Origin of the sequence: Candidatus Symbiopectobacterium endolongispinus (assembly GCF_018777385.1) — a bacterium.
Lineage (GTDB): Bacteria > Pseudomonadota > Gammaproteobacteria > Enterobacterales > Enterobacteriaceae > Symbiopectobacterium > Symbiopectobacterium endolongispinus.
The window spans coordinates 23,497-49,872 of the sequence record NZ_JAFJYB010000009.1; the positions used below are offsets into that span (position 1 = coordinate 23,497).

General features: G+C 49.6%; 27 protein-coding genes and 6 pseudogenes. 15 read left to right on the forward strand and 18 right to left on the reverse strand.

Annotated features, from left to right (window positions below):
* Positions 1 to 6 precede the first annotated feature (6 nt).
* The 5 genes and pseudogenes from JZM30_RS22825 (at position 7) to JZM30_RS22845 (ending at position 2,980) form a co-directional block, all read left to right on the forward strand.
* The gene (locus JZM30_RS22825; RefSeq protein WP_308167210.1) at positions 7 to 240 is read left to right on the forward strand and encodes a hypothetical protein; all 234 of its coding nucleotides are present in this window, start codon (positions 7 to 9) and stop codon (positions 238 to 240) included.
* A 113-nt stretch (positions 241 to 353) separates the two neighbouring features.
* Positions 354 to 773 (forward strand): annotated as a pseudogene (locus JZM30_RS22830) (DUF1090 domain-containing protein).
* Positions 774 to 957: 184 nt separating this feature from the next.
* The gene (locus JZM30_RS22835; protein ID WP_252321442.1) at positions 958 to 1,236 is read left to right on the forward strand and encodes an ElaB/YgaM/YqjD family protein; all 279 of its coding nucleotides are present in this window, start codon (positions 958 to 960) and stop codon (positions 1,234 to 1,236) included.
* 263 nt (positions 1,237 to 1,499) lie between these two features.
* Complete coding sequence (locus JZM30_RS22840; RefSeq protein WP_252321485.1) at positions 1,500 to 1,892, forward strand: DoxX family protein; 393 nt, start codon at positions 1,500 to 1,502, stop codon at positions 1,890 to 1,892.
* A 92-nt stretch (positions 1,893 to 1,984) separates the two neighbouring features.
* A pseudogene (locus JZM30_RS22845) lies at positions 1,985 to 2,980 on the forward strand (glutathione S-transferase family protein).
* A gap of 28 nt (positions 2,981 to 3,008) precedes the next feature.
* Here the strand turns inward: JZM30_RS22845 and JZM30_RS22850 are convergent.
* Positions 3,009 to 3,905, reverse strand: a complete 897-nt coding sequence (locus tag JZM30_RS22850; RefSeq protein WP_252321443.1) for a LysR family transcriptional regulator — start codon at positions 3,903 to 3,905, stop codon at positions 3,009 to 3,011.
* Between the two features lie 108 nt (positions 3,906 to 4,013).
* Between JZM30_RS22850 and JZM30_RS22855 the strand changes: the two are divergent.
* Positions 4,014 to 4,714: pseudogene (locus JZM30_RS22855) on the forward strand (pirin family protein).
* A gap of 97 nt (positions 4,715 to 4,811) precedes the next feature.
* Positions 4,812 to 5,333, forward strand: coding sequence for a zinc uptake transcriptional repressor Zur (gene zur / locus JZM30_RS22860; RefSeq protein WP_252321444.1), 522 nt, complete (start codon positions 4,812 to 4,814; stop codon positions 5,331 to 5,333).
* 66 nt (positions 5,334 to 5,399) lie between these two features.
* On the opposite strand, the gene lexA is transcribed toward zur, so the two are convergent.
* Positions 5,400 to 6,011, reverse strand: a complete 612-nt coding sequence (gene lexA, locus JZM30_RS22865; RefSeq protein ID WP_252321445.1) for a transcriptional repressor LexA — start codon at positions 6,009 to 6,011, stop codon at positions 5,400 to 5,402.
* 120 nt (positions 6,012 to 6,131) lie between these two features.
* Positions 6,132 to 6,491, reverse strand: a complete 360-nt coding sequence (locus tag JZM30_RS22870) for a diacylglycerol kinase (protein WP_252321446.1) — start codon at positions 6,489 to 6,491, stop codon at positions 6,132 to 6,134.
* Between the two features lie 128 nt (positions 6,492 to 6,619).
* On the opposite strand from JZM30_RS22870, the gene plsB reads away from it, so the two are divergent.
* Positions 6,620 to 9,085 carry a glycerol-3-phosphate 1-O-acyltransferase PlsB gene (gene plsB / locus JZM30_RS22875; RefSeq protein ID WP_252321447.1) on the forward strand — a complete coding sequence of 822 codons (2,466 nt, stop codon included), beginning with the start codon at positions 6,620 to 6,622 and terminating at the stop codon, positions 9,083 to 9,085.
* Positions 9,086 to 9,155: 70 nt separating this feature from the next.
* Here plsB and ubiA read toward each other — a convergent pair whose 3' ends face one another.
* The 6 genes from ubiA to JZM30_RS22905 form a co-directional block, all read right to left on the reverse strand.
* Positions 9,156 to 10,025, reverse strand: coding sequence for a 4-hydroxybenzoate octaprenyltransferase (gene ubiA, locus JZM30_RS22880; protein WP_438801543.1), 870 nt, complete (start codon positions 10,023 to 10,025; stop codon positions 9,156 to 9,158).
* 6 nt (positions 10,026 to 10,031) lie between these two features.
* The gene (locus JZM30_RS22885; protein ID WP_308167211.1) at positions 10,032 to 10,334 is read right to left on the reverse strand and encodes a chorismate lyase; all 303 of its coding nucleotides are present in this window, start codon (positions 10,332 to 10,334) and stop codon (positions 10,032 to 10,034) included.
* Complete coding sequence (locus JZM30_RS22890) at positions 10,297 to 10,512, reverse strand: chorismate lyase (protein ID WP_252321448.1); 216 nt, start codon at positions 10,510 to 10,512, stop codon at positions 10,297 to 10,299. The genes JZM30_RS22885 and JZM30_RS22890 overlap by 38 nt, the downstream gene beginning before the upstream one ends.
* Positions 10,513 to 10,762: 250 nt before the next feature.
* Positions 10,763 to 12,436, reverse strand: coding sequence for a chaperonin GroEL (gene groL / locus JZM30_RS22895; RefSeq protein ID WP_252321449.1), 1,674 nt, complete (start codon positions 12,434 to 12,436; stop codon positions 10,763 to 10,765).
* 35 nt (positions 12,437 to 12,471) lie between these two features.
* Positions 12,472 to 12,765: a co-chaperone GroES gene (locus JZM30_RS22900; protein ID WP_195312573.1), complete on the reverse strand. Its 294-nt coding sequence runs from the start codon at positions 12,763 to 12,765 to the stop codon at positions 12,472 to 12,474.
* A 208-nt stretch (positions 12,766 to 12,973) separates the two neighbouring features.
* On the reverse strand, positions 12,974 to 13,444 hold the full coding sequence (locus JZM30_RS22905) for an FxsA family protein (protein WP_252321450.1): 471 nt from the start codon (positions 13,442 to 13,444) through the stop codon (positions 12,974 to 12,976).
* Between the two features lie 475 nt (positions 13,445 to 13,919).
* On the opposite strand from JZM30_RS22905, the pseudogene aspA reads away from it, so the two are divergent.
* From aspA to JZM30_RS22925, 4 genes and pseudogenes are all read left to right on the forward strand, one after another.
* Positions 13,920 to 15,380 (forward strand): annotated as a pseudogene (gene aspA / locus JZM30_RS22910) (aspartate ammonia-lyase).
* A gap of 117 nt (positions 15,381 to 15,497) precedes the next feature.
* Positions 15,498 to 16,256: an anaerobic C4-dicarboxylate transporter family protein gene (locus tag JZM30_RS22915; protein ID WP_252321451.1), complete on the forward strand. Its 759-nt coding sequence runs from the start codon at positions 15,498 to 15,500 to the stop codon at positions 16,254 to 16,256.
* Positions 16,210 to 16,770 (forward strand): annotated as a pseudogene (locus tag JZM30_RS22920) (anaerobic C4-dicarboxylate transporter family protein). The gene JZM30_RS22915 and the pseudogene JZM30_RS22920 overlap by 47 nt, the downstream one beginning before the upstream one ends.
* A gap of 196 nt (positions 16,771 to 16,966) precedes the next feature.
* Positions 16,967 to 17,356 (forward strand): annotated as a pseudogene (locus tag JZM30_RS22925) (YjjA family protein); the annotation flags it as partial.
* A gap of 233 nt (positions 17,357 to 17,589) precedes the next feature.
* Here the strand turns inward: JZM30_RS22925 and JZM30_RS22930 are convergent.
* From JZM30_RS22930 to JZM30_RS22965, 9 genes are all read right to left on the reverse strand, one after another.
* The gene (locus JZM30_RS22930) at positions 17,590 to 17,739 is read right to left on the reverse strand and encodes a hypothetical protein (RefSeq protein WP_252321452.1); all 150 of its coding nucleotides are present in this window, start codon (positions 17,737 to 17,739) and stop codon (positions 17,590 to 17,592) included.
* A gap of 199 nt (positions 17,740 to 17,938) precedes the next feature.
* A complete protein-coding gene (locus JZM30_RS22935) occupies positions 17,939 to 18,481 on the reverse strand; it encodes a fimbrial protein (protein ID WP_252321453.1) in 543 nt (180 codons plus the stop codon).
* A gap of 43 nt (positions 18,482 to 18,524) precedes the next feature.
* On the reverse strand, positions 18,525 to 19,556 hold the full coding sequence (locus tag JZM30_RS22940; protein ID WP_252321454.1) for a hypothetical protein: 1,032 nt from the start codon (positions 19,554 to 19,556) through the stop codon (positions 18,525 to 18,527).
* A 48-nt stretch (positions 19,557 to 19,604) separates the two neighbouring features.
* Positions 19,605 to 19,751, reverse strand: a complete 147-nt coding sequence (locus JZM30_RS22945) for a hypothetical protein (RefSeq protein ID WP_252321488.1) — start codon at positions 19,749 to 19,751, stop codon at positions 19,605 to 19,607.
* Positions 19,721 to 19,972, reverse strand: coding sequence for a fimbrial biogenesis chaperone (locus tag JZM30_RS25045; RefSeq protein WP_498038021.1), 252 nt, complete (start codon positions 19,970 to 19,972; stop codon positions 19,721 to 19,723). The genes JZM30_RS22945 and JZM30_RS25045 overlap by 31 nt, the downstream gene beginning before the upstream one ends.
* Complete coding sequence (locus JZM30_RS22950; RefSeq protein ID WP_252321455.1) at positions 19,918 to 20,316, reverse strand: fimbrial biogenesis chaperone; 399 nt, start codon at positions 20,314 to 20,316, stop codon at positions 19,918 to 19,920. Before JZM30_RS22950 ends, JZM30_RS25045 begins: the two co-directional genes overlap by 55 nt.
* A 72-nt stretch (positions 20,317 to 20,388) precedes the next feature.
* Positions 20,389 to 22,890, reverse strand: coding sequence for a fimbria/pilus outer membrane usher protein (locus tag JZM30_RS22955; protein ID WP_438801544.1), 2,502 nt, complete (start codon positions 22,888 to 22,890; stop codon positions 20,389 to 20,391).
* 8 nt (positions 22,891 to 22,898) lie between these two features.
* Complete coding sequence (locus JZM30_RS22960; RefSeq protein WP_252321457.1) at positions 22,899 to 23,333, reverse strand: fimbrial protein; 435 nt, start codon at positions 23,331 to 23,333, stop codon at positions 22,899 to 22,901.
* 165 nt (positions 23,334 to 23,498) lie between these two features.
* Positions 23,499 to 23,960 (reverse strand): fimbrial protein, encoded by a 462-nt coding sequence (locus tag JZM30_RS22965; protein ID WP_252321458.1) that lies wholly within the window; start codon positions 23,958 to 23,960, stop codon positions 23,499 to 23,501.
* A 720-nt stretch (positions 23,961 to 24,680) separates the two neighbouring features.
* On the opposite strand from JZM30_RS22965, the gene JZM30_RS22970 reads away from it, so the two are divergent.
* The 3 genes from JZM30_RS22970 to JZM30_RS22980 all read left to right on the forward strand — a co-directional run bounded on the left by JZM30_RS22970 (position 24,681) and on the right by JZM30_RS22980 (position 26,023).
* Positions 24,681 to 25,070, forward strand: coding sequence for a winged helix-turn-helix domain-containing protein (locus JZM30_RS22970; protein WP_252321459.1), 390 nt, complete (start codon positions 24,681 to 24,683; stop codon positions 25,068 to 25,070).
* Positions 25,071 to 25,179: 109 nt separating this feature from the next.
* Complete coding sequence (locus JZM30_RS22975; protein ID WP_252321460.1) at positions 25,180 to 25,536, forward strand: FidL; 357 nt, start codon at positions 25,180 to 25,182, stop codon at positions 25,534 to 25,536.
* Between the two features lie 298 nt (positions 25,537 to 25,834).
* Positions 25,835 to 26,023, forward strand: a complete 189-nt coding sequence (locus JZM30_RS22980) for a YjfB family protein (RefSeq protein ID WP_252321461.1) — start codon at positions 25,835 to 25,837, stop codon at positions 26,021 to 26,023.
* Positions 26,024 to 26,376 lie beyond the last annotated feature (353 nt).

A 26,376-nucleotide genomic window follows, 5' to 3' on the forward strand; every position in this document is an offset into this window, starting at 1 on the left:
TGGCGCATGATGATTCTGGTGATGCTGCCAATTATCCTGCTGACCCAGTCACCGAGCCGTCAACAGGATGAAACGCTGCTGCACATTTTTCCTCACCATCAGGGCGCACCGCTCCCTGATGGTTTTTACGTTTACCAGCGTCTTAATGAGCGTGGTATTGTCATCAAAAGCATTACCCCCTGCGCCAGACAGCCTGATCGTCAGACTGGCGTCATCGGAGCAGACCTTTGCCGCGCGTGAAGCACTTCTGCCCTCGTTTCCGCAGGCAAAAATCATCACTCAGCAACCGCCTAAACCCGTTTCTTTCTGGCGACAAAAGCTGACGCAAAAGACCGCAACACTTGGATGATGATATGAAAAAAGTAACCGTTTTACGTGGAGTTATTACTGCAAGTCTGGCGTTCGCCGCCATCAGTGCCTATGCCGCTGACGCAAAAGTGCCGCCAGCAGGCACCTGTGCAGCCAAAGCCTATGATATCGAACAGCAGTTGGCACAGGCCCGTAAGCACCGTAACGCAGGCCAGATTCAAGGCCTGGAAACGGCGCTGCGCAATGTGTAAACGTACTGTCGGAATGATGACCTGCGCGTCAAACGCCAGCAAAATCTGGCGGAGAAACAAGCCAAAGTCGCGGAGCGAAAAGCGGAATTACGTGAAAGTCAGCAATACGGCGCCGATGCGGACAAGATTCAAAAACGTCAGGACAAACTCGCCGAAGACCAGAAAGAGTTGCATGCAGCCCGGCAGGAGATCGCCGCTGCCGGTGGGCAATAACCCATCAGATTTCGCTTGTCTTGATCGCACCCAGCCCATGTTCACCGACCAGGGTTGGGCGTGTTCTATGGGATTACTCAGCGCTTACAGCAGCTTATCAGAATTACCTCGTCCCATTCCGCCATTCCAATCGTAAAAGTTGAGCTATAGTTAATACTCCTTATTTATCGAAAAGGAGTTAATCATGTCTAAAGATCAACAATCTGAACTGTTGCGCAACGAGTTGAAATCACTTGCGGATACCTTGGAAGAAGTCTTGAACTCCTCAAGCGATAAATCCAAAGCGGAAAGTGCACTGAAGGACACTCGTTCACGATTGAGTGAAACCGGCGAACGTATCGTTAACCAGACCAAAGAAGCAGCGGATTACGCGGATGACTATGTTCTGCAGAACCCGTGGACCGGCGTGGGTATCGGTGCTGTGGTAGGGGTTGTGCTGGGCGTTCTGCTCGCACGCGGCTGATTCGCTGGGCCAGACGTGGCATTGGCTTGCTGGGAACGCTCAAGTTGCTGCGCAAAACGCTGTCGCCCCGCTAAACATATCGGACCGCACACACATATTCATATTTTCTGAAAAAAAACAGACAATTTAACTCGCTGGAATCCAAACCGTTTCCCCCATAGTATTTGCTCCATACCGGATGTGCAGATGATATCCCCAGAGATATCCTGCTGTAGCGCGGCATACAGACTTGTTGCCAGCCTCCTTTTCCTTGGAGACAAATGATGAAAAATTTAGAAAATACAGCGCTGCTTATCGCTCGCATCTTTATGCCAATCCTGTTCATCGTGGCAGGTTACGGCAAACTGGGCGATGCCTATGCGGGAACCGCGCAATACATGCAGACCATGGGCGTTCCGACATTTCTGCTGCCACTGACCATTCTACTGGAACTGGGCGGCGGACTGGCGGTGCTGTTCGGTCTTCTGACTCGCACCGTAGCCCTTTTCACAGCGGGATTCACACTGCTGACTGCCCTGCTGTTTCACACTAACTTTGCCGAAGGTGTAAACCAGTTGATGTTCCTGAAAAACCTGACCATCGCAGGCGGCTATCTGCTGGCTGTAACGGGCCCGGGCGCTTTCAGCATCGACCGTATTTTGAATAAAAAGTGGTAACACCGTAGTTTGATGCCAACACCAGGCATAACCTCTCGCACCAGCGGCGCAGTACTCTGCACCCTGGTTTTTACATTGATGATGGAGGACCCATGGGACAACTAATCGATGGCGTATGGCACGATACCTGGTATGACACCAGTAAGACAGGCGGTCACTTCAAACGTACCACTGCACAGTTTCGCCACTGGATAACCCCGGATGGCACACCGGGCGTCACGGGCGAAGGAGGCTTCGAGGCCCAAGCCAATCGCTACCACCTCTATGTTTCGCTCGCCTGCCCCTGGGCGCACCGCACCTTGATCATGCGCCAGCTAAAAGGGTTGCAGGAACACATCGGTGTGTCCGTAGTGCATCCCTTGATGCTGGATCATGGCTGGACTTTTGGCATCGATTTTCCTGACACCACCGGTGACTCGCTCTATCAGCACGAATTTCTCTATCAACTCTACCTGCATGCCAACGCCGATTACAGCGGACGCGTTACCGTTCCGGTATTGTGGGACAAAACACGCCATACCATCGTCAGTAATGAATCCGCCGATATTATCCGCATGTTCAATTCGGCGTTTGATGACATTGGTGCAACGCCCGGCGATTACTACCAGGAGCGCTGCGCACACAGATTGATGCGTTAAACGAGTGGATTTACCCCACCATCAATAACGGCGTGTACAAGGCGGGGTTTGCTACCTCGCAGGACGCCTATGATGAAGCGGTCAATGGCGTATTCGAGGCATTGGATTCGCTGGAAGTCCGTCTGGCGCAGCAGCGTTATCTGACAGGCAACGCATTGACTGAAGCGGATATTCGTCTGTGGACCACGTTACTGCGTTTTCGATCCATTTTATTATACCCATTTCAAGTGTGACAAGCGTCGGCTGGCAGACTACCCGAATCTGTTCGGTTTCCTGCGTGATATTTACCAAATCCCTGGCATTGCAGATACCGTCAACATCCCGCATATCCGTCATCATTACTAACGCAGCCACGGTACGATCAATCCGCACGGCATTATCTCCATCGGGCCAGAAAACGACCTGAGCGCACCGCACGGGCGCGACAGGTTTAATCAGCGGACGGATTAATCAGCAAACGACAGGTGCAAGCATCACATCACGCCTGGTTCAGCACTTTGGGCAATTCGCGCAAGAACCAGGATTTTGCTTCGCCCATGCTGTCACGACGCCATGCCATGATGATCTGGCTCTCCATCGAATATTCTGGGCTGACAACCCGCAAGCGCCCTTCAGCAATATCCTGGGCGACCATGGGGTAAGGCATAGTGGCAACGCCCAATCCTGCCAACAGCGCGCGACGTTTATCATCAATAGAACTCACCGTTAAACGCTGCTTCTTATCCAACAGTTGCACGGTCAATACCGGGCGTTCGCGCGCGGTATCCGCCACGGCAATCCCGCGATATTTAATGCGTGTCACATCCGACAGCGGCTCAGGCTCCTGATGAATAGGGTGATCCGGGCTGGCGACGTAAACGTTGTTCATGGTGTACAGCTTGCGCGTATTCACTTCGGAAGAGGCGCGAAAGTGCATATCAGGGGTAATCACGATATCGGCCCGCCCCTGCTCTAAACGCTCCCAGGCATCGGCCAGCACCTCGGTCAGCAATGACACCTGGGTATTGGCTTTCAGAGCCAGCTTATCCAGCAGAGGAAACAGTTTCTCAGTAGGGATCAGCGCTTCAACAACGATAGTGATATGGGTTTCCCAGCCGCGCGCCAGCGCTTCCGCATCGGTGGTCAGTTTATCGGCGGCTTCGAGCAGAATTCTTCCCCGCTCGAGTAACATACGCCCCACATTGGTAAATTTAGTGCGGTGACCTGAGCGATCAAAAAGCACGACGTCGAGCTCTTCTTCCAGCTTCTGCATAGTGTAGCTCAGCGCCGACGACACGCGCCCCAGCTCATCAGCCGCCGCCGCAAAGCTGCCACGGCGATCGATGGCATCCATCACTCGCAGCGCTTCCAGCGTTAATGCCCGTTCTTTTGCCATTTATTCACTCATTCAGGAATTTTGAATATACCCACCAGATTAACTAGCTAACAATCCAACGTCCACACAATTACTATTTGTTTAGTGTAATTTTTGAGGTGCAGAACCATGATCATATGCAGAACAGCGGAACAGTGCGGTCAAGCTGACTACGGCTGGCCGCAAGCGCGCTACACCTTCTCCTTCGGCCATTATTTCGATCCCGAGCTGCTACTTTGCCTCACTGCGCGTGTTGAACCAGGAAGTGCTCAAGCCAGGCTCTGCGTTTCAGCCACGTACCTACCCGCAGGTCGATATTTTAAATATTCTGCCTGCAAGGTGAAGCTGAATATCGCGACAGCAACGGGGGTCATATCCGCGCAAAAGCGGGCGACGTTCTGTTATTGGCCGCGCAGCCTGCGGTAAGCTACAGCGAGCACAGCATCAGCGATACAACGCCGCTGACACGTTTGCAACTGTGGTTCAATGCCTGCCCGTCACGGGAAAACAGCGCACTGCAACGGCTTGCGCTGTGCGATGCTAAAGTCAAACTGCTCGCCTAACCGGAAGGTGAAAATGGCAGCCTGCAACTTCGCCAGCAGGTTTGGGTACACCATTTGCAATTGGACGAAGGCGAACAACACACGTTTACGCTCAACGGCAACCGCGCCTATTTTCAGGTGGTTCACGGTGCGATGGAAGCCATGACGCCGCAAGAGAACGCAACGATGTTACAGTGTGGAGACGGTGCTTTCATTCAGCAGGAAAAACAGCTGACTATCCGCGCCAAAGCCACGCTGCGCGCGCTGCTTATCGATCTGGTTGCCTGAGGCACATTCGACCTACTGATGGATTATCACAGCGCGATCCGCGCCTTACATGGTAAGATGGACAACATGTTCATCATCATGCGGTAGGATCAGGCCAATGGATTCAAGCGACCAAGACAAACTCCTTGCCCAGGCGGAAAGTATTTGCCAACAGCGCAACGTGCGCCTTACGCCACAGCGACTCGAAGTGCTTCGGCTGATGGCCCAGCAACACGGCGCTATCAGTGCTTACGATCTGTTGGATCTGCTGCGCGTCTCAGAACCGCAAGCCAAACCCCCTACCGTATACCGCGCCCTGGATTTTCTGCTAGAGCAAGGGTTTATCCATCGAGTGGAATCGACCAACAGCTATGTCATGTGTCACCACATTGAAGAGCATAGCCATACTTCAGCGCTGTTTATTTGCGATCGCTGCGGGCAAGTTACGGAACGTCAGACGGAAGGCATTGAAGCCATTCTTCAGCAGTTGGCACAAAGCGCCAATTTCACGCTGCGTCACAGCGTGGTCGAGGCACATGGCCTGTGCGAAGCCTGTCAAGAAGTGGCTGATTGCCGTGAACATGGGCACTGTCATCACGACCATACGGTGCCCATCAAAAATTCGAAACCAGGTCGTTGAGCTGAGAGGGCATCACGTCACCGACAAGGCTTTCCCTGAAAGAAACGCCCTGTCGGCTAACGCGGTTTAGCTCCACTCACCGTTGCGGATAACACCGACGGCCAGCCCTTCAATAGTGAAACTCTGCTCACGCAAATCAACCACGATGGGAGAAAATGCCTCATTTTCCGCCAGAAGTTGTACGGTATTACCTTGACGCTTCAATCGCTTAACCGTCACTTCATCTTCAATGCGTGTCACAACGACCTGGCCGTTACGCACCTCTTGCGTTTTATGCACGGCAAGCAAATCACCGTCCAGTATCCCGATATCTTTCATCGACATACCGCTGACGCGCAGCAGAAAGTCTGCGTGCGGTTTGAACATGGACGGATCGACCTGATAGTGGCACTCGATGTGCTCTTGCGCCAGCAGCGGTTCACCCGCAGCAACACGACCAATCAGCGGCAGGCCCACATTTTCATCTTCCATCAGCAGACGAATACCGCGCGATGCACCGGAGACAGTTTCAATCACGCCTTTACGCGCCAGCGCCTTCAAATGCTCTTCCGCCGCGTTGGGTGAGCGGAAACCAAGTTGCTGGGCGATCTCGGCACGCGTTGGCGGCATGCCGGACTGCGCAATATGATCGCGAATCAGATCATAGACCTGCTGCTGTCTGGTTGTTAATGCTTTCATCCCGCTCCCTGGTTGTTTATACAGTTTATCTGTGAGTATATACAGGTCATCGCGGCTTGGGAATGACAGAGAGGCAAATACCCGTGTTTTTATGCGCTTTGCCTCAAAATCATGCTGAAATCACCCCAGCACGAGCGGCCAGAGAATACTCACCCAGACAACGGCGGCAAAGACCAAGGCCACAAACACGGCCGCCGAACCGATATCCTTGGCGCGCCCGGAGAGTTCATGGTGCTTCATCCCCACGCGATCGACAACGACCTCAATCGCGCTGTTGACTAACTCCATCAGCACCACCACGCCAATCAGAAATAGCCGCTCCAGCAGTGACACGGAGAGCCAACACGCAACCAGCACCGCCACGACCAGCAGCATCAGTTCTTGCCGAAATGCGGCTTCGTGCTGCCATGCCTGTTTCAGCCCTTTGAGAGAGTACCCGGTTGCTTTGATAATCCGAGTTACCCCGGTAGCCTTATTCATGTTTTTTCACCCGTTTATCAGAGATTTTTTGCAATTTTCCCGTAACACCGTTGTCTCACACCACAGATCTCCCGTGTACTTTCTGGTATCCTTGCGGCGCATTGCTACTCAAGAGGCTTCTGGTTGTTATGTCCGGCTGGCGTAAAATTTACTATAAATTACTGAATTTACCACTTAAATTGTTAGTGAAAAGCAAGATAATTCCTAACGATCCCGTGGCGGAGTTAGGGCTAGATCCGTCTCGCCCCATCCTTTATGCGCTGCCTTATAACTCACAGGCGGATTTACTGACGCTGCGCGCAAAATGCCAAGCGTTAGAACTGCCCGATCCGCTGGAACCCACTGAAATTGACGGTGTATCACTGCCCAGCCACGTGTTTATTAACGATGGCCCGCGCGTGTTCCGCTATTACACGCCCAAGCAGGAATCCGTCAAACTGTTCCATGATTATCTGGAGCTGCACCGCAACAATCCCTATCTCGATGTACAGATGGTGCCCGTGTCTGTCATGTTTGGCCGCTCTCCGGGCCGAGAAGGACAGCACGGCGCGACGCCGCATCTGCGTCTGTTGAACGGCATTGAGAAATTCTTTGCGATGCTCTGGCTGGGACGCGACAGCTTTGTGCGCTTCTCCAGCATCGTGTCGCTGCGCCATATGGCAACCGAACACGGTACTGACAAAACCATAGCGCACAAACTGGCGCGTGTCGCCCGCATGCATTTTGCCCGTCAGCGTCTGGCCGCCGTTGGCCCACGTTTGCCGGTACGTCAGGAGTTATTCCATAAGCTGCTGGACTCTAAGGCCATCAAGAAAGCCGTTGAAGATGAGGCGCGCAGCAAGAAAATCTCCCATGAAAAAGCTCAGCAAAATGCCATCGCCCTGATGGAAGAGATTGCAGCAGACTTCTCTTATGAGGCCGTGCGGCTTTCCGATCGCATTCTGAGCTGGACCTGGAACCGCCTGTATCAAGGCATCAACGTACATAATGCCGAGCGCGTACGCCAGTTGGCGCAGGATGGCCATGAACTGGTTTATGTGCCTTGCCACCGTAGTCACATGGACTACCTGCTGCTTTCCTATGTGCTGTATCATCAAGGTCTGGTTCCTCCCCATATCGCAGCCGGTATCAACCTGAATTTCTGGCCAGCAGGCCCGATTTTCCGCCGTCTGGGTGCTTTCTTTATTCGCCGTACCTTCAAGGGCAACAAGCTCTACTCCACCATCTTCCGTGAATATCTCGGCGAGCTGTTCTCTCGCGGCTACTCCGTCGAGTACTTTATGGAAGGGGGGCGTTCGCGCACGGGTCGTTTGCTAGAGCCCAAGACCGGCACGCTGGCCATGACCATTCAGGCGATGCTGCGCGGCGGTACCCGCCCCATTACGCTGGTGCCGATTTATGTGGGTTATGAGCATGTGATAGAAGTGGGCACCTATGCGAAAGAACTGCGCGGTGCCACCAAAGAGAAAGAAGGTTTCATGCAGATGGTGCGCGGGTTGCGCAAACTGCGCAATCTGGGGCAAGGCTATGTGAATTTTGGCGAGCCGCTGTCGCTGACGCCTTACCTCAACTACCATGTACCGCAGTGGCGCGAAGCTATCGATCCGATTGAAGCGCAGCGTCCTACTTGGCTCACACCTACCGTGCAGGATATTGCCGATATCATCATGGTGCACATTAACAATGCCGCCGCCGCCAACGCCATGAACCTGTGCTCCACGGCTCTGCTGGCGTCACGTCAGCGCGCACTGACCCGTGAGCAAATGCATGAGCAACTGGACTGCTATTTGCAGTTGCTGCGCAACGTGCCTTACAGCAAAGATGTCACTGCGCCGAAAAAGACTGCGCCAGAACTGCTGGAGCACGCGCTGGCAATGAACAAATTCGAGGTCGAGCAAGACAATATTGGCGAGATCATCATCCTGCCGCGTGAACAGGCTGTGTTGATGACCTATTACCGCAATAACATCCAGCATTTGCTGGTACTGCCATCGATGATCGCCAGCATTGTCATGCACCGAGGAAGGATCACGCCGGATGAGTTAACACGGCAGATGTCATTGATTTACCCGTTAATTCAAGCCGAACTGTTCTTGCATTACAGTAAAGAGGCACTGCCTGCCGTCATTGAAACGTTGACCGCAGAACTGGTGCGTCAGGAACTTATTGTCATCAAGCAAGATGCGCTGGTGTTGAACCCGCTGCGAATTCGCACACTCCAACTGTTGGCTGCCGGCGTGCGGGAGACCCTGCAACGCTACGCGATTACGCTGTCATTACTCGGTGCTAACCCGGAAATGAACCGCGGTACGCTAGAAAAAGAGAGCCGTAATATGGCGCAGCGCCTGTCCGTGCTGCATGGCATCAATGCGCCTGAGTTCTTTGATAAGGCCGTGTTCTCAACGCTGGTTGCCACACTGCGCCAAGAGGGTTACATCAGCGACAGCAGCAGCGTGGATAAGCGCAATACTTTGGAACTCTACCGCATTCTTAGCGATTTGATCACACAGGAAGTTCGGTTGACGATTGAAAGTGCCAGCACACCTGCCAGCGCAGAATCGGAAGATGAAAAGCAGAAAGTAGCGCAAGCGTAGTGTTGCGCTACTGCGCGGTTTATTGCCGCTTTACTCCGGCATCACACGCCATGTGTGATGCCGGGGACCATCACAGCCCCAGCACAATCCCCGCAAACAACACCATTCCCACAAAGTTATTGTTGTGGAACGCACGGAAACAGGCATCACGCTCACACCCGGCGGTCAGCCATTGCTGATAGCCGAACAGAGCAGCCGCCATCAGTACCGTGAGGTAAAATGCCGCCCCCAGTTTCATTTGCAAGCCTAGTACCACCATCAGTGCCAGCATGCTCGCCTGCAACAAGCCGATGATCAAGGTATCAAAACGCCCGAACAGAATAGCGGTGGATTTGATGCCAATCTTGAGGTCATCATCGCGATCGACCATGGCATATTGCGTGTCGTAGGCGACGGTCCAGCAGATGTAAGCTAAAAACATGATCCAGGCGCTTGTGGGCAGGGATTCGCTGACAGCTGCATACGCCATGGGGATTGACCAGCCGAACGCTGCGCCCAACACAAACTGTGGCAGGTGGCTGACGCGTTTCATGAAGGGGTATATCCATGCCAATGCCAACGCTGCCACGGAGAGCCAAATGGTCATACGATTTAATGTCAGCACCATAGCAAACGCCATCAGCACCAGAACAACAAACAGCACTTTTACCGATTGCTCACTCACTAAGCCGCTGGGTAAGGGACGAGATGCGGTGCGTTTTACATGCCCATCAAAATGGCGGTCAGCGTAATCATTGATAACACAGCCTGCCGCGCGCATCAGAAATACGCCCGCAACGAAGACCAACAGCGTCCACGGGCTCGGCACGCCATCGCCCGCCAGCCATAATGCCCATAGGGTTGGCCAGAGCAACAGCAGGGAACCAATCGGCTTATCAATTCGCATTAACCGACAATAAGCACCCCATTTTCCCGCTGTCATACTTCTTTCCAACGTCATTTCTCCTTAACGGTTACCTCGTTCAACGCCTTGAAAATGATATGCGGGCGACGAGGGTAAAAACAATTCTGTCAGCAGTATTGGCTGATTAAACAAACGCAAACGGGATCGCCGAGCCCACAGTTTTTCACAGCGCCCTAGCGGTGTATCACCAAGCGTTGTAAACGCCGACACAGAGGTGTCAAGGGCTGAAGGCGGAATCAAGGTTTCTGCGGCCACCCAGGGCTGTCCATCACCGTAGATTATCACCTCTCGCAACCAATAACGCGCGCTATTCATCACCCAGCATCTCAGTCGCAATGTAACCATTATAGTACGGTACCACCGTCAACTGTGTGCAATGTCGTTCCAGCCGCTGCGTCATCGAACTGGTTTCTTTTAGCCAGGTATCGACAGGGGATGGCAACTCCATCGGCGTTTCTTTTAACCAATCAGTCGCGTGCAACCATGCTATGTTGCGCAGCAGTGTTAGCGCTGCATCGGGCATATCCCTACTCCAATGGTGGCTGGCGGAGCATGATGATGGCAGAGATACCGTTTCGGTATATTGCGCTCTCATCACTCACGTCCGTGGTATCACTCTTGCAATTTGATCGCCGCTTGCACAGAAAAAAGACAAAAACGGGACATAAAAAAACACTATCTGGTGATATACCAGATAGTGTTCATGTAAGCGTAAAAGCATGTTGATGTTACTCATCCGGGCCTCAGCGCGGCGCGCGAGTGCCCGATGTTGATTACATCATACCACCCATACCACCCATACCACCCATACCACCCATACCACCCATACCACCCATACCACCAGCAGCACCTAAGTCGCCTTTATCTTCTTTCCGCAACTCGGTCGCCATACATTCGGTGGTGATCATCAGGCCAGCAATGGATGCGGCATATTGCAGTGCAGAACGAGTCACTTTGGTCGGATCCAGAATACCCATGTCGATCATGTTGCCGTAAACTTCTGTTGCGGCGTTGTAACCGTAATTACCTTCACCTGCTTTCACGTTGTTAGCCACAACGGAAGGTTCTTCACCGGCATTTTCCACGATTTGACGCAGCGGAGCTTCCATCGCACACAGCGCAACACGAATACCCACGTTCTGGTCTTCGTTTTCAGCTTGCAGACTGCGAATGGCATTGGCTACGCGAATCAGCGCTACGCCACCACCAGCAACCACGCCTTCTTCAACGGCAGCACGGGTCGCGTGCAGCGCATCTTCAACACGTGTTTTCTTCTCTTTCATTTCCACTTCGGTGGCTGCGCCGACCTTGATAACTGCAACGCCGCCTGCCAGTTTGGCAACGCGCTCTTGCAGTTTTTCGCGATCGTAATCGGAGGTTGCGTCTTCGATCTGCTGACGAATCTGACCTACACGACCTTTAATAACTTCTTCATCACCCACACCGTCGATGATGATGGTGGTGTCTTTGTTGATCACAACGCGTTTTGCCTGACCCAGATCTTCCAGAGTGGCTTTTTCCAGTTCCAGACCGATCTCTTCAGAGATAACGGTACCCGCAGTCAGGGTAGCGATATCTTGCAGCATGGCTTGACGACGATCGCCAAAGCCCGGTGCTTTCACAGCGGCAACTTTAACGATACCGCGCATGGTGTTCACTACCAGCGTCGCCAGCGCTTCGCCTTCAACATCTTCTGCGATGATCAGCAGCGGTTTGCGTGCTTTGGCAACGGCTTCCAGTACCGGCAGCATTTCACGGATGTTGGAGATCTTTTTGTCAGCCAGCAGGATGAACGGGCTTTCCAGCTCAACAGAACCGGTTTCCGGTTTGTTGATGAAATACGGGGATAGATAACCGCGATCGAACTGCATCCCTTCCACAACGGCCAGTTCATCTTGTAAGCCAGAGCCTTCTTCTACGGTGATAACACCTTCTTTGCCCACTTTCTCCATGGCTTCAGCGATCAGTTTACCCACTGTGTCATCAGAGTTAGCAGAGATGGTACCGACCTGAGCGATGGCTTTGGTGTCAGCGCAAGGGACGGACAGTTTTTTCAGTTCTTCAACCGCAGCGATAACCGCTTTGTCGATACCGCGCTTCAGATCCATCGGGTTCATGCCTGCGGCAACGGCCTTCAGACCTTCGTTTACGATAGCCTGTGCCAGTACGGTTGCCGTGGTGGTGCCGTCGCCCGCTGCGTCGTTCGCTTTGGAGGCCACTTCTTTCACCATCTGAGCGCCCATGTTTTCGAACTTGTCTTCCAGCTCGATTTCACGCGCTACTGACACGCCGTCTTTGGTAATGATCGGAGAACCAAAAGATTTATCCAGAACGACGTTGCGGCCTTTAGGGCCCAAAGTCACTTTTACTGCGTTAGCAAGAACGTTCACACCGCGCAGCATTTTTATGCGCGCGTCATTGCCGAATTTTACGTCTTTAGCTGCCATGGTTTATTTCCCTTAAATTTGTTCGATTCAGATGATTACGCTTCAACAATCGCCAGGATGTCGCTTTCAGACATGATCAGGACTTCTTCGTTGTCGATCTTCTCGGCTTTCACGCCATAGCCATCATTGAAAATGACGATATCGCCAACTTTCACATCCAGCGGTTTTACGTCGCCGTTTTCCAGAATGCGACCATGGCCCACTGCCAGTACTTCACCACGGGTAGATTTAGCCGCAGCAGAACCGGTCAGAACAATACCGCCAGCAGATTTGGACTCGACTTCTTTACGCTTGACGATCACGCGGTCATGCAATGGACGAATTTTCATTGATAGCTCTCCTTTGAGAAAGTCCATATCAGTTTGGGATTAACGCCGGGTACATTCTCATACCCGCCTTGTGAATTTCTAAGTGGGGGCGATTCGCTTCCCTTCAAGGGAGAAAAAGGATTTTTTTTGCGATAGTGATGAAATCCTTATGAGATGAAATAAAAAAAGATATAAAAAATACAGTTAATATCTTTTTTCTCAATCAGTATCATTTGTCTTGATCGTCTTTATGCTCGAGATTTTTGCGATCGTCATCTTTGCGGTAAAACTCACCGTTAAAGGTATTGCCGTTACTGCCGGACGATGTGGTGCCAGCGCTGCGCCAAATGTGCAGATGAGGCATCAGTTTGACCGTCAACCGTTTTTGCACCGAGGGCAACAACAGCAGCAATCCAAGGAAGTCAGTGAAAAAACCGGGAAGCAGAAGCAAAAAGCCCGCCAATACTAGCGATACGCTTTTGACCATTTCCGCCGCAGGGCTCTCTCCCGCCGCGATTTTCTGCTGCATCTGAATAAACGTTTTCACACCCTGATTGCGCACCAGAGAAACGCCAATACAGGAGGTGAAAACCACCAGCAGCAACGTCACCGCAACGCCCAGGACTTCCGCAACGCGGATGAACAGCGAAATCTCAATGTAGGCAAAAAGAAAGAGTAGGAATAGCGGTAACCAGCGCACTGGATTCTCCTGATTTATTTAACTGATTGTTATAAAAAGGACTAATGCGATCGATGCCAGCATGACCCACAGCCTGCCGTCATCTATTGTGCATCCGGCCATCATGAAGACATATCACCTGAGATCCAATATCAACTCTTATAATATAATGAAGTGGTAGCGCAAGCGAGCATTTTCAACCTGTAGGCAGAAAATTTCATTTCGCAATAATCACGAGTGACGACTATCACAATTTATTTACTTTATTAATTACACATCTTCATTGAGTGATCGAAACTACGCTTTTGGGATTCGATACAATATATCATCACCCCAGCGGAGGCAGTTATGGTCAATCGTTCTGCGACTGTTGCCTGTGGTGATACATTTTGTGGTAACACCATCGTGATAATAACTCGTATTTATTGGCACGATTATTTGTTAACACGCTTTTTTGTTAACACCAAGGTGGTTAGCAAAACGCGTTCTCATCAAGTTGCAGGATTCAAGAGAAGGCTCTCATGTCAGAAACATCCGTATTATTGAAGAAGACCTGTTAGGTACCCGTGAAGTTCCCGCCGATGCCTACTATGGCATTCATACCCTGCGGGCAATTGAAAATTTTTACATCAGCAACCAAAAAATCAGCGATATCCCCAAATTCGTGCGTGGCATGGTGATGGTCAAAAAAGCCGCTGCCCTGGCAAACCGCGAGCTGAAAACCATTCCCCGCCCAATTGCCGATACTATTATCCGTGCCTGCGATGAAGTGTTGAACAACTGCAAATGCATGGATCAGTTCCCGGTTGATGTCTATCAGGGCGGCGCTGGCACCTCGGTGAACATGAATACCAACGAAGTGCTGGCTAATATTGGCCTGGAACTGATGGGCCATAACAAAGGTGAATACCAGTACCTCAACCCTAACGATCATCTGAACAAGTGCCAGTCCACCAACGATGCCTATCCCACCGGCTTTCGTATTGCGATGTACAGTTACATCCTGAAACTGGTCGAAGCCATCACTCAGTTGGCGGATGGCTTCGAGCACAAGGCCAAAGAATTTGAAACCATCCTGAAGATGGGACGCACCCAGCTACAGGACGCGGTGCCTATGACGCTGGGCCAGGAATTCCACGCTTTCTCTGTGCTGCTTAACGAAGAGAACAAAAACCTGCTGCGCACCGGCGAGTTGCTGCTGGAAGTGAATCTGGGCGCGACGGCCATCGGCACGCGGTTAAACACACCGGACGGTTACCAGCAGTTGGCGGTACAACGTCTGGCTGAAGTGAGTGGACTGCCGTGCGTGCCGGCCGAGGATTTGATCTAAGCCACCTCCGACTGCGGTGCTTACGTGATGGTACACGGTGCGCTGAAACGTCTGGCGGTGAAGATGTCGAAAATCTGTAACGACCTGCGTCTGCTCTCTTCTGGCCCGCGCGCTGGCCTCAATGAAATCAACTTGCCGGAATTGCAGGCTGGCTCTTCCATCATGCCGGCCAAGGTCAATCCGGTGGTACCGGAAGTGGTCAATCAGGTGTGCTTCAAGGTGATCGGCAACGACACTTGCGTCACTATGGCGTCTGAAGCGGGTCAGTTGCAGCTCAATGTGATGGAACCGGTCATCGGTCAGGCGATGTTCGAGTCTATCCAGATCCTCACCAACGCCTGCTACAACTTGCTGGAAAAATGCGTCAATGGCATCACCGCCAACAAAACCGTTTGTGAAGCTTATGTCTTAAACTCCATCGGTATTGTCACCTACCTCAACCCGTTTATTGGCCACCACAATGGCGACATTGTTGGCAAGATTTGCGCCGAAACCGGTAAGAGCGTGCGTGAAGTGGTGCTGGAGCGTGGCTTGCTGACCGAAAGTGAACTGGATGACATTTTCTCAGTACAAAACCTGATGCACCCAGCCTACAAAGCGAAGCGTTATACCGACGAAAACGCCTAACTCTCCGATTTATTAACCGCAGGCACAGGTTAGCCCTGTGCCTGATGTCCACTTATAAAAAAAGATAATAACAACAATACCATCGCACGACTTTTAACCATCGTTAAGGAGCATTGTATGCTTGTCATGGAACTCTTTGTCGTTCTGCTTGCCATTTATCTAGGATCGCGTCTTGGTAGCATCGGTATCGGATTTGCCGGTGGGTTAAGGGTGCTGGTGCTGACGCTTGGTCTCCATATCAAACCGGGAGCGATCCCGTTTGATGTGATCGAAATCATTATGGCGGTCATTGCTGCCATCGCCGCCATGCAGGTAGCGGGCGGCATGGATTACCTGGTCAGTCTGGCGGAAAAACTGTTACGCCGCCAGCCTAAATATGTCACCTTTCCCGCGCCGTTGGTCACCTACTTTATGACGCTACTGGCGGGCACCGGGCATACCGCATTTTCAACGTTGCCAGTGATTGCGGAAGTGGCGAAAGAGCAGGGGATTCGTCCGTCGCGTCCGCTCCCCATCGCTGTCGTCGCCCCTCATGTTGCGATCACCGCTTCGCCGATTTCTGCGGCAGTAGTTTTTGCCGCCGGTATTCTGGAACCGCATGGTGTCAGCTATCTGTTGCTGTTGGGAATATGCATCCCCACCACGCTCGCTGCCGTGTTGTTAACGGCGGTCGTCACTAACTTTCTGGGTAAAGAGCTGAAAGATGATGAAGTCTATCAGCAGCGGCTTAAGAATGGTGAAGTGTCGGTGCGCGCCGCCAGTGCGTTGGAGATCAAGCCGGGGGGCAAAACTGTCGGTGCTGCTGTTCCTGTTTGGGATTGTTGCCGTTGTGGGCTACGCCACGGCAATCAGCGACACAGTGAAGCTGATTGCTAACCCTGTGCTGCCGCGTAACGAAGCTATTGTGGCGTTCATGCTGACCATCGCTACGCTCATTGAATCGATACCAGCAAAGTACTTTCTGCCAGCACGTTTAAATCCGGTATGAGTGCTTGCGTGTGCGTTGGGGGATACCTTTGTCAAAGCGCACATCAATGATATCCAGAGCACCGCTGGCGCGTTGCTGCAAAACTATCCCTGTATGCTGGCCGTTGTGCTGTTCTTTGTGTCGATGCTGCTCTATTCCCAGGCTGCGACGGCGAAAGCATTACTGCCTGCCGCCCTGGTGCTTGGTGTTTCACCGGTAACGGTGGTGGCCTCTTTTGCTGCGGTATCGGCGCTGTTTGTTCTGCCAACTTACCCCACCTTGCTGGCGGCGGTGGAAATGGATGACACCGGTTCAACCCGCATCGGCAAGTATGTTTTTAACCATGCGTTTCTGGTGCCGGGGGTGTTAACGATTGCATTGTCCGTGGCATTCGGTTTTGTGGTCGGTAATATCGTGCAGTAACGGAAAATGCTTAGCAACCGTTGATGTTGTCACCCTAAAGAGGAGGTATACTGCCCGGCAGCGTATCTCCTTTTTTATTGAACCTGTTTTCCTGAACCCGTTTCCATAAAACAAAGTGACCGCGTGATGAATCTGATAAACCGCACCCTGTACTGCACCGTTTTTTCCAGCCTGCTAATGACCGGAAATCTTCAGGCAGGATACGCTGTCCAGTGCTGCCAGCCAGCTTGGGCAAAATGGTGACTCAATCACAAATTTAACCGGCTTGCTCGGGGGCGGCACGCAGGCATTGAGCGCGGGCAGCATGGGCAATGCCGCGGGTATTTTGCAGTACTGCATCAAGCAGAAGCTGGTATCTGCCACCAATACTGAAAATATCAAAGATAAATTGCTTGATAAGTTGGGGCTGAACAGCGCCGAAAAACAGAAACAAACGGATTACACCCAGGGAATGGCTGGCCTGTTGCAGACCAAGGATGGGCTGGCGCTAAACCTCAACAATATCGGCAGCACACCGTTGGCTGAAAAAGTTAAAACCAAAGCCTGCGATTTGGTGCTTAAGCAAGGAGTCGCCTTCCTTTCCTGATGGTGTGGCCAATTAAGGCCACACTGTTGGGTAGCATCTCGTGATAAAAATCACGCCTTGCGGCAGACGAACGTCTGCCGTTATTGGTAACCAATCACCACTACTTTGACCGTTTCGCTTAAGGACATGGGGGCAATGAAGCCCACGCCATGTGGTAATGCGTGCTGTTGCGTTAGCTTGGCGAGGATGAGCGTTTGCTGCTGTCCTTTCCGAAAACACTGCGTCTTCACCTGCTATGAATGCGTTGAAATATCACAAGGTGGTTCAACAATGGTGCCAACAATATGAATAACGCCGGTGTTGATGGTGTAAGAGGCAATCGCGGTGGGAAGTGAAAAACCTGCCCATGACAGAAGTGCGCCATACAGAAGCCATGCTCTCATGATTATATCTCCAAACAGCCCTACGTATATTTAATAACGGACTCTTTAGAAATAACTTTAAGACATTTATTAAAATATTAAAGATTTGCTAATGAAATATTTTCATTTTGTTTTTTTCATGCAGTATGTTTTGTGGCCTTAGTCGCCGATGAGACGTTTTGCTGTCATTGCCCGGTTCAGGAGCGCTAACGCGCACTGTTCAGAGATAACTGAGTTTGAAGTGTGCCGTTGCCGTGTAGTCGCCGGATTGCAGCGTATCTTCTGCCGTTTTTTCAATCCGTGCTGAAAAAGGGAGGAGATTATATCCAACCTGCAAGGGGATCCACGCTGAGTTGTTGTTGATGGTAATGAGACTATTGTCGTAATAAATCCCAATCGCCACGCCTTTGGCTCCCGAACTGCTATCCAGTGCCAGGCGACCGGGAAGGTGCGTGTCTTCGGTGCCTAAAAACTGAATGGCGACATTTTGAAAGGTGTCGGTATTGCATTCAGTAAAACCTAGGGTGAAGGTGTGCCAGTCCCCATATTGCTGAGTTTGCAGTGTACGTGTGGAGGTTTCACCCATTTCAACAATAATCTCAGTATTATCTTGAAAGTGACAGGGGGAACTAACCACCTGTACATGGAAGGTCACGGTAGCATCAGTCAGGTTGGACGGTACAGCCCCCCATGCCATGACTGACGTCAACGCGGATAGGCATAATGTGGACAGAGGTGCTAGCCGAATAGCGTAGATGTTCATTTTTTCCTCTTGATAAAACGTTGCCGTAAACGTGCAGCATCGGTCAATAATAGTTAAAACGCAGAATGATATTTTTCTCTGTATCACCGATAACCGCGGGGCCAGAGGCATACAAACGCGCGGTGTAAGCGCGTTCTACTACGCCATTTGCTGAGGTGAGCTGGCTGATAAACGGGATAAATTGGTTGAACGTCACATCGCTCGCCGTATATTGTTCTTCAATTTTCAGCGTCGAGCCATTCCCCATATCCATCCCATCAAGCCCGACCAGCGCATTTCCCTGTGCCCCCGTATCGAAATTAACGTTCAAATTAAAGCCTTTTCCGCAATATTCCCCACCATCCGTTGAGGCGTTAATGCGAAATACGGACTGGGCCATGACCCCTGCATTGGCATCATTCCATGACCTTATGGTACCAAAGTCGACGTAACTGTCGGGGGAGACAGTAATGTTCGCGGAGCATTGCATCACTTCAATACCGTGCAAGCCTGAGAGCGTGAGACCGTAGTTACTGTCCGGTTTATTATTGATTCCCCCCACGCCATCAATCTGAAAGACCTTTAGCCCGTCAATCCCGGCGCTGGCGTTAGTGATATTCCCGGTTTTTTCCAGATAGAGTTGTACCGTGACGTTCAGCATGGTGGGATTGGCGGGCGGACTGGTTCCGGACGGCCCCGGATTGACCCAGCTTCCCGTGGAGATGCAGGAAGCGCTAGAACCGCCATTGGTGATAATACCGAGGTCATGGCCGTTATAGATAATCCCGATACCGTCACCAATGACTTTCCCTTCAGGGTTAGGATAAAAGTAAGACATTTCACCGTTAGCCTGTACGATTTTATAGACCCAGCAGGCAAGGTTTCGGGTATAACTTTGCGACGTCCACAGGCGGCTACCTATTGGTAAGGTCGCTGGAATTTTTAATGTCCCGACATCTTCGTAGTCGTTTATCGGACCGGTAGTGGTGCCTAAACGGCACTCGAGTGCATTAGCGTTGAATGAGAATGCACTGAGCAGCAGCAAACCGCCGCTTGAAATAAGTGCACGGAGACGATTGGTCGTTAGAAAAGGCATAGGCCAGTCCTCTATGTGTAGCATTCGAATTAAACGAGGTATCATCAATCACCACGTGACGGGCTGACAACGGTTTTGTGTGCAGGTAAAAGGCAATTCCAGATGACCACCGTAATCATTAACGTAATACAGGAAAAATTGATTCGCCCTGTTGTCCGTTACGTCTACATCAATACTGTCTCTCGGGGAAACCATAAAGGCATTACCCGCCAACAAGCGCGTCGGGTTCTTATGGGTATTTTGGACTGCTGTAAAATATTGCTGACCGTGATGTAATAGGGCGTAGGGTTCTCAATTCTGAGTTGCTTGCCGGACTTGGTAATTCTCAGCTTGTTTTGCCAGATTTCGCCTTTTGCCGGGGTTATCTGTTGCGGGCGGAAAAAACTTTTATTTCCGACTGAATCGCAATTTGCAATACGTTAGCTTTCTCTGGTTTTGGGGGAATTTCTCGCACATTTAAATAAAACAGCGACTCCCTGTCCTTCGGTAACTGTGCCAATTGGCCCGTTTTCACCAGACTGATCAAACTATGCCCTTTGGGCTCGATACGTTGTAATGCCGGAAGCACCAATAATGGCGTAGAAATCTTGTTGCGGTTCTCATCCGTTAACCAGGATTGTGCCAGAAAATGATTCTCTACATTTTGGTTTGAGAGCATTACTGTAGTGGATTGCTCATTCTCGTTAAAAATGACACGCGTGCGATCAAGGTTGATAGCACTGTTAGCGACGGGCGCTGTCAGAACTGTGCTGATAAACAACCCTATGATTCGAAGGGGAAAATAGCTTCATGTTTGTTCTCCAAAAAACGCAAATTAATAGCTGTGCTTGTTTTATTTGCAAGGCAGTAATAGTTGATCTAAATAACTGAGTGTTGCCGGTAGCGTTACCTGGCATTGGGCTTTACCCTCCCAAAAGACGGAGAGTATTTCATTCTCAGAGACGCCAGTGATATAGGCCTGACCTTGATACGATACCATGGCGACATCGCGGCCTTTGCTGTTTTTGATGCGAGAAGCAAAGGGAGGCGATTTGCCATTTTCCAACATAATGCTGGCGAGAATTTTTGCGCCGCTGACTACTATGAATTTTCTGTAGCCAATGGCACCTTCGGTGAGCGTGCCCTGAACCACGTTGGTGGTCGCTTCGATATTTTTAGGCAATTTTTGCACATCGATTCGCGTGGAAACGTCATAATAGCTACTGGTGTTGGCAATGACGGCTAGTCCAGCTCGGTTAGTGGTGACTCGACTTTGGGCAAAAGGCACATCGGGCTGACCATCCGTATCCACCATGATACGGGTTCCGCCATTGTTCCCTTTTGGATGCGCAGCAACACCGTGTTGGGTTGCCGTGACCAATCCGCGCAATGAACCGCTCAGAAAGGTGTACCGATTTTGCTGCCAGGCAGCGCTGACGCTGGCGTCGGTTGTTGAGGCCAGATAGTTGTAATTTCCGCTAAGGTAGGTGTTTTCCTGGTCGTTATAGCGCGTGCTCAGATTCCAGTTACTGTCAGACGCACGGTTATTAGTGTACGTCAGAGTTTGATTGACATAGCTCACGCGTTCTTTGTCCCGTAAGGGAATTGAGAGACTCAGATAAATGCTGTCATCTGTATGCTGGTTATATGTGGTTTTATAGGCAGACAAGTTGGCGGAAATCCCTTTTATGTCTCCGAAATCAAAATATTTATTTAACGAAACGCCATAGCGATCTTGCTCAGAAGCATTCCAAAATGTGCTGTGGGTATACGTCAGGTAGGTGGACATACAGCTCAGCAGTAATTTGTTATTCTCTGCAGAAAAGTTTTTCGATACCGTTATGCTATAGCGCTCTTTTTCACTGTACGGCGTGTTGTCATAATTCAGTGCTGACAATAACTGCGGCATGCTCATAAACGTTCTTTCAGAAAAACGGTATCCGGCAAAGCTCACCTGGCTCTCGATGCTGTCAAATAATTTTGACCAGTTCAGAAAAAAGAGTGTCCCATCAGCCTCGAGGGTGCTTGATCCAGCGTGGCGCGTGACTGTGTGACATCCCCGCCGTGAGTGCACCCAGCAAATAGAGGTTTTCCCCACACCCGCTGCCCAGGATTGATAGCTGTCAGAGAGCAGTGTGTCCCCGTACACTGACCAAGAACTGCTGAGACCCCACGAGGCCTCTGCGGAAGAGAACGCCGGGCCCTCAAAATGGTGATCGTTATTCGACGGTCGCCCGTCTGACAGTTTGTATTGCACATGACCAGGTCGTGTCAGGTAGGGCAGGTTGGCGGCTTCTGTCTGAAAACGTGAAACCGAGCCATCTTCCTCCGTGACTTCAACATTCAGCGTGCCGCTGATACCGCTTCTGAGACTCTGGATCGCGAATGGACCGGCAGGAACGGTAGTTTCATGAATCACGCGTCCATTCTGGGTGACAGTGACTCGGGCGTTGGAACGATCAACACCGCAAATTTCAGGCGCATAGCCACGCATTGCCGGTGGCAACATGTTTTCATTATTTTCTAAGGCAATCCCGGTGAAGCGGTAGCTGTCGAACAGATTACTGCCTGAAAACATTTCGCCCAGCCGCAGGTCCGCGGACATCATCGGCAGTGGACGATATGCGTAGAATTGATCCCAAGAGAACTGATCTCGCTCTGTAGTACGAGATTGCTGCCGGAAATAGCGATAATCAGCGCGATAACGCCAGGCTCCCAGATTGAAACCTGCTGCACCATAGCTGCTCAGATAACGATCTGAGCCCATATTATTGGTATTACGCCGCGCTGTACCGACCAAATTATAGTCCAGCAACACACCATTTATGCCCTCATCCCATTGTTCAGGCGGTGTCCAATTGGTGTCACTGTACCGTAGCCAGGCTTGCGGAATGGTGATATCCAAATCGCCCATTCCGATACGATTAGATATTTTTACGCCGGAAATCGGCGTAAGATCGGCACATTCATCGTTATTCCATAAAACGATCATGCGACTGGCTTCTTTTGTTAAGGCCAGTTTATTAACAATTTCAGGAGTGATGCAGGCTGTCGGTTTGTTATTATTTGGCCCAGATGGTAGAAATTGTACCTTAGTTTGCTGAATTTCGCGGCCATTGATTCTGATGGACAGCAGATATTCTCCCGGAGTGACATAGTCCGGATCGGAAAAGTGGCTCAGGTCAATTTTTTGACGTTCACCCACGTCCAACACGTTAATATTAAATTCTGTTGCATGCAATGCTGAAACGCTCAATGAAAAAATAGAAATGCCAAAACGTAATAGAACACGCTTCTTATCTATGCTAGACAGTGTTTTTAACATAATTGTTAGGCCGGTAGTTTGATAAGACATGCGAAATATCAGTGATAAGAAATTGTGAAGTTGATAATGGAGTAAAACTCACCGACGGTTATCTGGTTCATATTGGCAATAAGTTTTACAGCAAAGCGAAGCGTATTATCACCTTCAATTAATTGAAAGTCGCTGCCTTCACTACCGTAAGGAATGGGCGTGTTTGTTTCTGTCAAAAGTTGTAATGCAATACCAGACGCTTCACCAGAAACAGCCCATAATTGTGGGTTTTGTTGACCGAGAAAAGTAATTTTTGCACTGCTTCCCGATTTATTAATGTCTTTTTCTGCCGCGAGAGAACAGCCTAACAGTTTTATTTCTATCATTCTCTTTGCTGAGAATGATGGGATCAGCGAACTGGTACTGATCTGTCCAAAATCAATGCGTTGATAGATCGATTCATTAGAGAGAAAACAAGGGGGGTGCTGTAATACTTCCCCCAAAAGTTACATCACCTCTTTGCTCATTCCATTCGGCATGGGAATAAACAGGGACGCAAAATAGAATGAAATAAATCACACGGTATAAAAAAACCTGTTCACCCTATTTCTCCACAATGACATTGTTTAAAGCGGCGTCCGTGCCATTGTTTCCCTAATTACGTACCGTTACTGATAAGACACAACAAAGTTTGCTGTACTGGTAAATTCACCGGTAGTGATATCAACTTCTGTGCCTGACTGCGGCGTAGGAAGCTTCCCTACATAGGTAGAGAAAGAGAACGTATTATCACCGTTTGACAGCGGGGAAGCATTGACTGCCGGGGTAGTGCCATCAAACTTGATTTTGCTTCCAGAATATTTAACGGCAATACCTGCGCCAGATGCCGCACCATTCAATGCCAGTAATTCACTGTTGGTGCCCGCTGCGGTACCACCATTCTCCAGAACGGCTTTGCTGATTTCACCAAACTCTACGGTCTGCTGTAAGTCATCCTGATCGACAGGGCACGGCGTATCAATGACTTTCCCCTTGAATGTCACTGTGCCATTATGTGTGTCGGCAGCATTGGCGCTAAGAATAAAAGTCATGGCGATGGCTGATGCCAGTGCGGCTTTAGTTAATTTCATAAATTATTTCCATACCTTGTTAATATGTTTTGGTTTAACAAACACAATAATAAATTACGTTGTGAGAAAAACCGTTTGTGCAGCAAAGCAAAAATGACGGTACAAATAATAGGGTGAGTTCTTTGATAAGTACAACATAATAACTATTTTAGTTAAATATAGATAATATTCTGATTATATAAATTTATTTAGGTTTTTATTCTAATTTATGGGATTTTGGCGCGATTAGGTGTGATTTTGTGTCGTCAGGCTTCTTGAGAGAAAGGGCGCTAAACGTTTTTTATGGAGAGAGTTATGTAAAAATAATTAAAGAACCCTTATCTTATTCATTGTGATTAGATAATTTTACATAGCTAGGGTATGATCTCAGCCAGTAGGATAAATAATCTTTGACAACAATGATGTGGCTCCATATCCTGTAAAAATAGAATTTCCTCTGTTGCTTGTGCCGAATTTAAATCTCCGTTTGATGGAAAAATAGAAGTAATAAATTTTATCTTGAAAAACTAGGCAAGATACTTGTCTGCTATTGCATTATATAATACTAAAAAAATGTCGTTATACAGCCTGATTATCTGCTGATGGCAATGACATTTCATTAAGAGGATTGTCATGATCTATTTTATTAATCAATTAATTATATTCGATTCATACGAACGAATATTGTCATGACAGGCTCGAGAAGATGAGGCGGTATCGCTGAGTATTCCGGTCTCGCGGTTGTTTGAGACATTGATAGCGAATCCAGGCACGTTGCTCAGTCGTGAGTTGTTGATGCGTGAGGCGTTAGAGAAACATGCGCTATCGCCTTCCATTAATAATCTGAACAATTATGTCTCTTTGCTGAGAAAAGTGCTTCGTGAGTTCGATCTTGATGATGCGATTGTTACGGTACCAAAGTCAGGTATTATTTTTAATATTAGTGATGTCAATGTCATTAAAAGCAATATAAAAGATAACGTATTGCCGGAAGCGATTGAAACCGATGAGCCAGCTGGTTCACCCGTCGTACCTAAGCTCACTTTTGTCCAGCGTAAAAAAGGCAAGGGCATTTTTTCGGTGGGGATTAAGTATGCTCACGATTGCTGTGCTATTCCTGGCGTGTTTTAACATGATCGCAGCAAAAGAGACCTATTTCCCTGCCCGAAGTACGTTAAAGCTGGATGGGAAAGAGTGTGTGACTTATGTTAATTATTAAAATTAGAAAAAAATAGCGCTCATGTTCGGCATTCTGGCCTTTTTCTCTTTAGCGTATGCAGCCTTCTTTTTTTGGGGAAACAGAATCCCTAATCCACTGGTATGTCAGGGAAAAGTAAAATCATCGGGCGTTGAAAGGGGTGAGATGGTTCGAAAAGAGTATGATGTGTATATGTATTTGAATGACAAAGAGCGTGCGTTAGTGTTCATCAGTGGTGTTTATGTAGGGAGCGATAATGTGGTTAAAACACTTCATCGAACCCTTAGTTTTGACCCGCAGTGGAATGGTAACCATCTAAAAATACGTAATTTCTCTGTAGATAAACACATTAATGACAACGCACCCGATGATACCATTCCTCTGGTAGGGGGAAAATGATGTTGTTAAATTTGAAATGTTGATGAAAGACGTCTACTTAATCAGTTCGGTGCATTCCAAGTTGGCCTGCCAGCAACGCTAATCTGTTTTTTCCGTTAAACGCGGTGGGCGACAATATTGGCGGTGAACACGCGGATAATGCGGAGTATGAATCGGTTGCTGCAACGTATAGAAAAGTAAAAATGATAAACTTTGTCTGTAACCTTCCGATATTACGTTTGACAGTCTGCTTTCCTCGATGAGGCAAAAAGCTGTTGTTATCGCCGAGAGTAATTACTTCATTTTTCAGGAGAATGTTATGGATGTTTCGCATATTGCAGCGCTGGCTACCAGCCTCAATGACATGCAAACACGTAATGAAGCCAGTACCCTCGTGTTCAAGAAAGCGTTGGATAACCAAGCTTCTGCGGCGCTCGGTTTGATTGATTCGATTCCGCAGTTGCCTGCTAACCCGGCGATAGGTCGTAACATCAATACGACAGCATGAGGCTGTGATACGGCGAAAGTGATTGAAGTCTCACTTCGGTAACTTTAAAAAAGCAGATGTCGATCTCGGCGCCTGCTTTTTTATTCTCTGCGACTCGCTTGTGGAAAACCCGGCGTTCCTCTCCCCTAAGTATTTTCCTCATCGGTAAAAGTTCGGCTATCAGAAGTGTGAACCCAATCATATTTTATTACGGACAAAAAATGAGCCTTGAATGAGTCAGTATTTGACCTTGATGGTGTGTGTGCTAGCGTAGTTTGATGGTTATGCAAAATACACCAGAGACCATATTATGAACTCCAATTTTAAAAACGAAATACAAACGTTTGGGCGCTCCCTATTGCCTATCGCTGTTT

What these genes read in the sequence shown, in the direction of transcription:
- JZM30_RS22825 (WP_308167210.1), top strand. Translation starts at nt 7, where the DNA reads ATGATGATTCTGGTGATGCTGCCAATTATCCTGCTGACCCAGTCACCG.
- JZM30_RS22835 (WP_252321442.1), top strand. Translation starts at nt 958, where the DNA reads ATGTCTAAAGATCAACAATCTGAACTGTTGCGCAACGAGTTGAAATCA.
- JZM30_RS22840 (WP_252321485.1), top strand. Translation starts at nt 1,500, where the DNA reads ATGAAAAATTTAGAAAATACAGCGCTGCTTATCGCTCGCATCTTTATG.
- JZM30_RS22850 (WP_252321443.1), bottom strand. Translation starts at nt 3,905, where the DNA reads ATGGCAAAAGAACGGGCATTAACGCTGGAAGCGCTGCGAGTGATGGAT.
- zur (WP_252321444.1), top strand. Translation starts at nt 4,812, where the DNA reads ATGGATTCAAGCGACCAAGACAAACTCCTTGCCCAGGCGGAAAGTATT.
- lexA (WP_252321445.1), bottom strand. Translation starts at nt 6,011, where the DNA reads ATGAAAGCATTAACAACCAGACAGCAGCAGGTCTATGATCTGATTCGC.
- JZM30_RS22870 (WP_252321446.1), bottom strand. Translation starts at nt 6,491, where the DNA reads ATGAATAAGGCTACCGGGGTAACTCGGATTATCAAAGCAACCGGGTAC.
- plsB (WP_252321447.1), top strand. Translation starts at nt 6,620, where the DNA reads ATGTCCGGCTGGCGTAAAATTTACTATAAATTACTGAATTTACCACTT.
- ubiA (WP_438801543.1), bottom strand. Translation starts at nt 10,025, where the DNA reads ATGACGTTGGAAAGAAGTATGACAGCGGGAAAATGGGGTGCTTATTGT.
- JZM30_RS22885 (WP_308167211.1), bottom strand. Translation starts at nt 10,334, where the DNA reads ATGGTTACATTGCGACTGAGATGCTGGGTGATGAATAGCGCGCGTTAT.
- JZM30_RS22890 (WP_252321448.1), bottom strand. Translation starts at nt 10,512, where the DNA reads ATGCCCGATGCAGCGCTAACACTGCTGCGCAACATAGCATGGTTGCAC.
- groL (WP_252321449.1), bottom strand. Translation starts at nt 12,436, where the DNA reads ATGGCAGCTAAAGACGTAAAATTCGGCAATGACGCGCGCATAAAAATG.
- JZM30_RS22900 (WP_195312573.1), bottom strand. Translation starts at nt 12,765, where the DNA reads ATGAAAATTCGTCCATTGCATGACCGCGTGATCGTCAAGCGTAAAGAA.
- JZM30_RS22915 (WP_252321451.1), top strand. Translation starts at nt 15,498, where the DNA reads ATGCTTGTCATGGAACTCTTTGTCGTTCTGCTTGCCATTTATCTAGGA.
- JZM30_RS22930 (WP_252321452.1), bottom strand. Translation starts at nt 17,739, where the DNA reads ATGAGAGCATGGCTTCTGTATGGCGCACTTCTGTCATGGGCAGGTTTT.
- JZM30_RS22935 (WP_252321453.1), bottom strand. Translation starts at nt 18,481, where the DNA reads ATGAACATCTACGCTATTCGGCTAGCACCTCTGTCCACATTATGCCTA.
- JZM30_RS22940 (WP_252321454.1), bottom strand. Translation starts at nt 19,556, where the DNA reads ATGCCTTTTCTAACGACCAATCGTCTCCGTGCACTTATTTCAAGCGGC.
- JZM30_RS22945 (WP_252321488.1), bottom strand. Translation starts at nt 19,751, where the DNA reads ATGGTTTCCCCGAGAGACAGTATTGATGTAGACGTAACGGACAACAGG.
- JZM30_RS22955 (WP_438801544.1), bottom strand. Translation starts at nt 22,890, where the DNA reads ATGTCTTATCAAACTACCGGCCTAACAATTATGTTAAAAACACTGTCT.
- JZM30_RS22965 (WP_252321458.1), bottom strand. Translation starts at nt 23,960, where the DNA reads ATGAAATTAACTAAAGCCGCACTGGCATCAGCCATCGCCATGACTTTT.
- JZM30_RS22975 (WP_252321460.1), top strand. Translation starts at nt 25,180, where the DNA reads ATGTTCGGCATTCTGGCCTTTTTCTCTTTAGCGTATGCAGCCTTCTTT.
- JZM30_RS22980 (WP_252321461.1), top strand. Translation starts at nt 25,835, where the DNA reads ATGGATGTTTCGCATATTGCAGCGCTGGCTACCAGCCTCAATGACATG.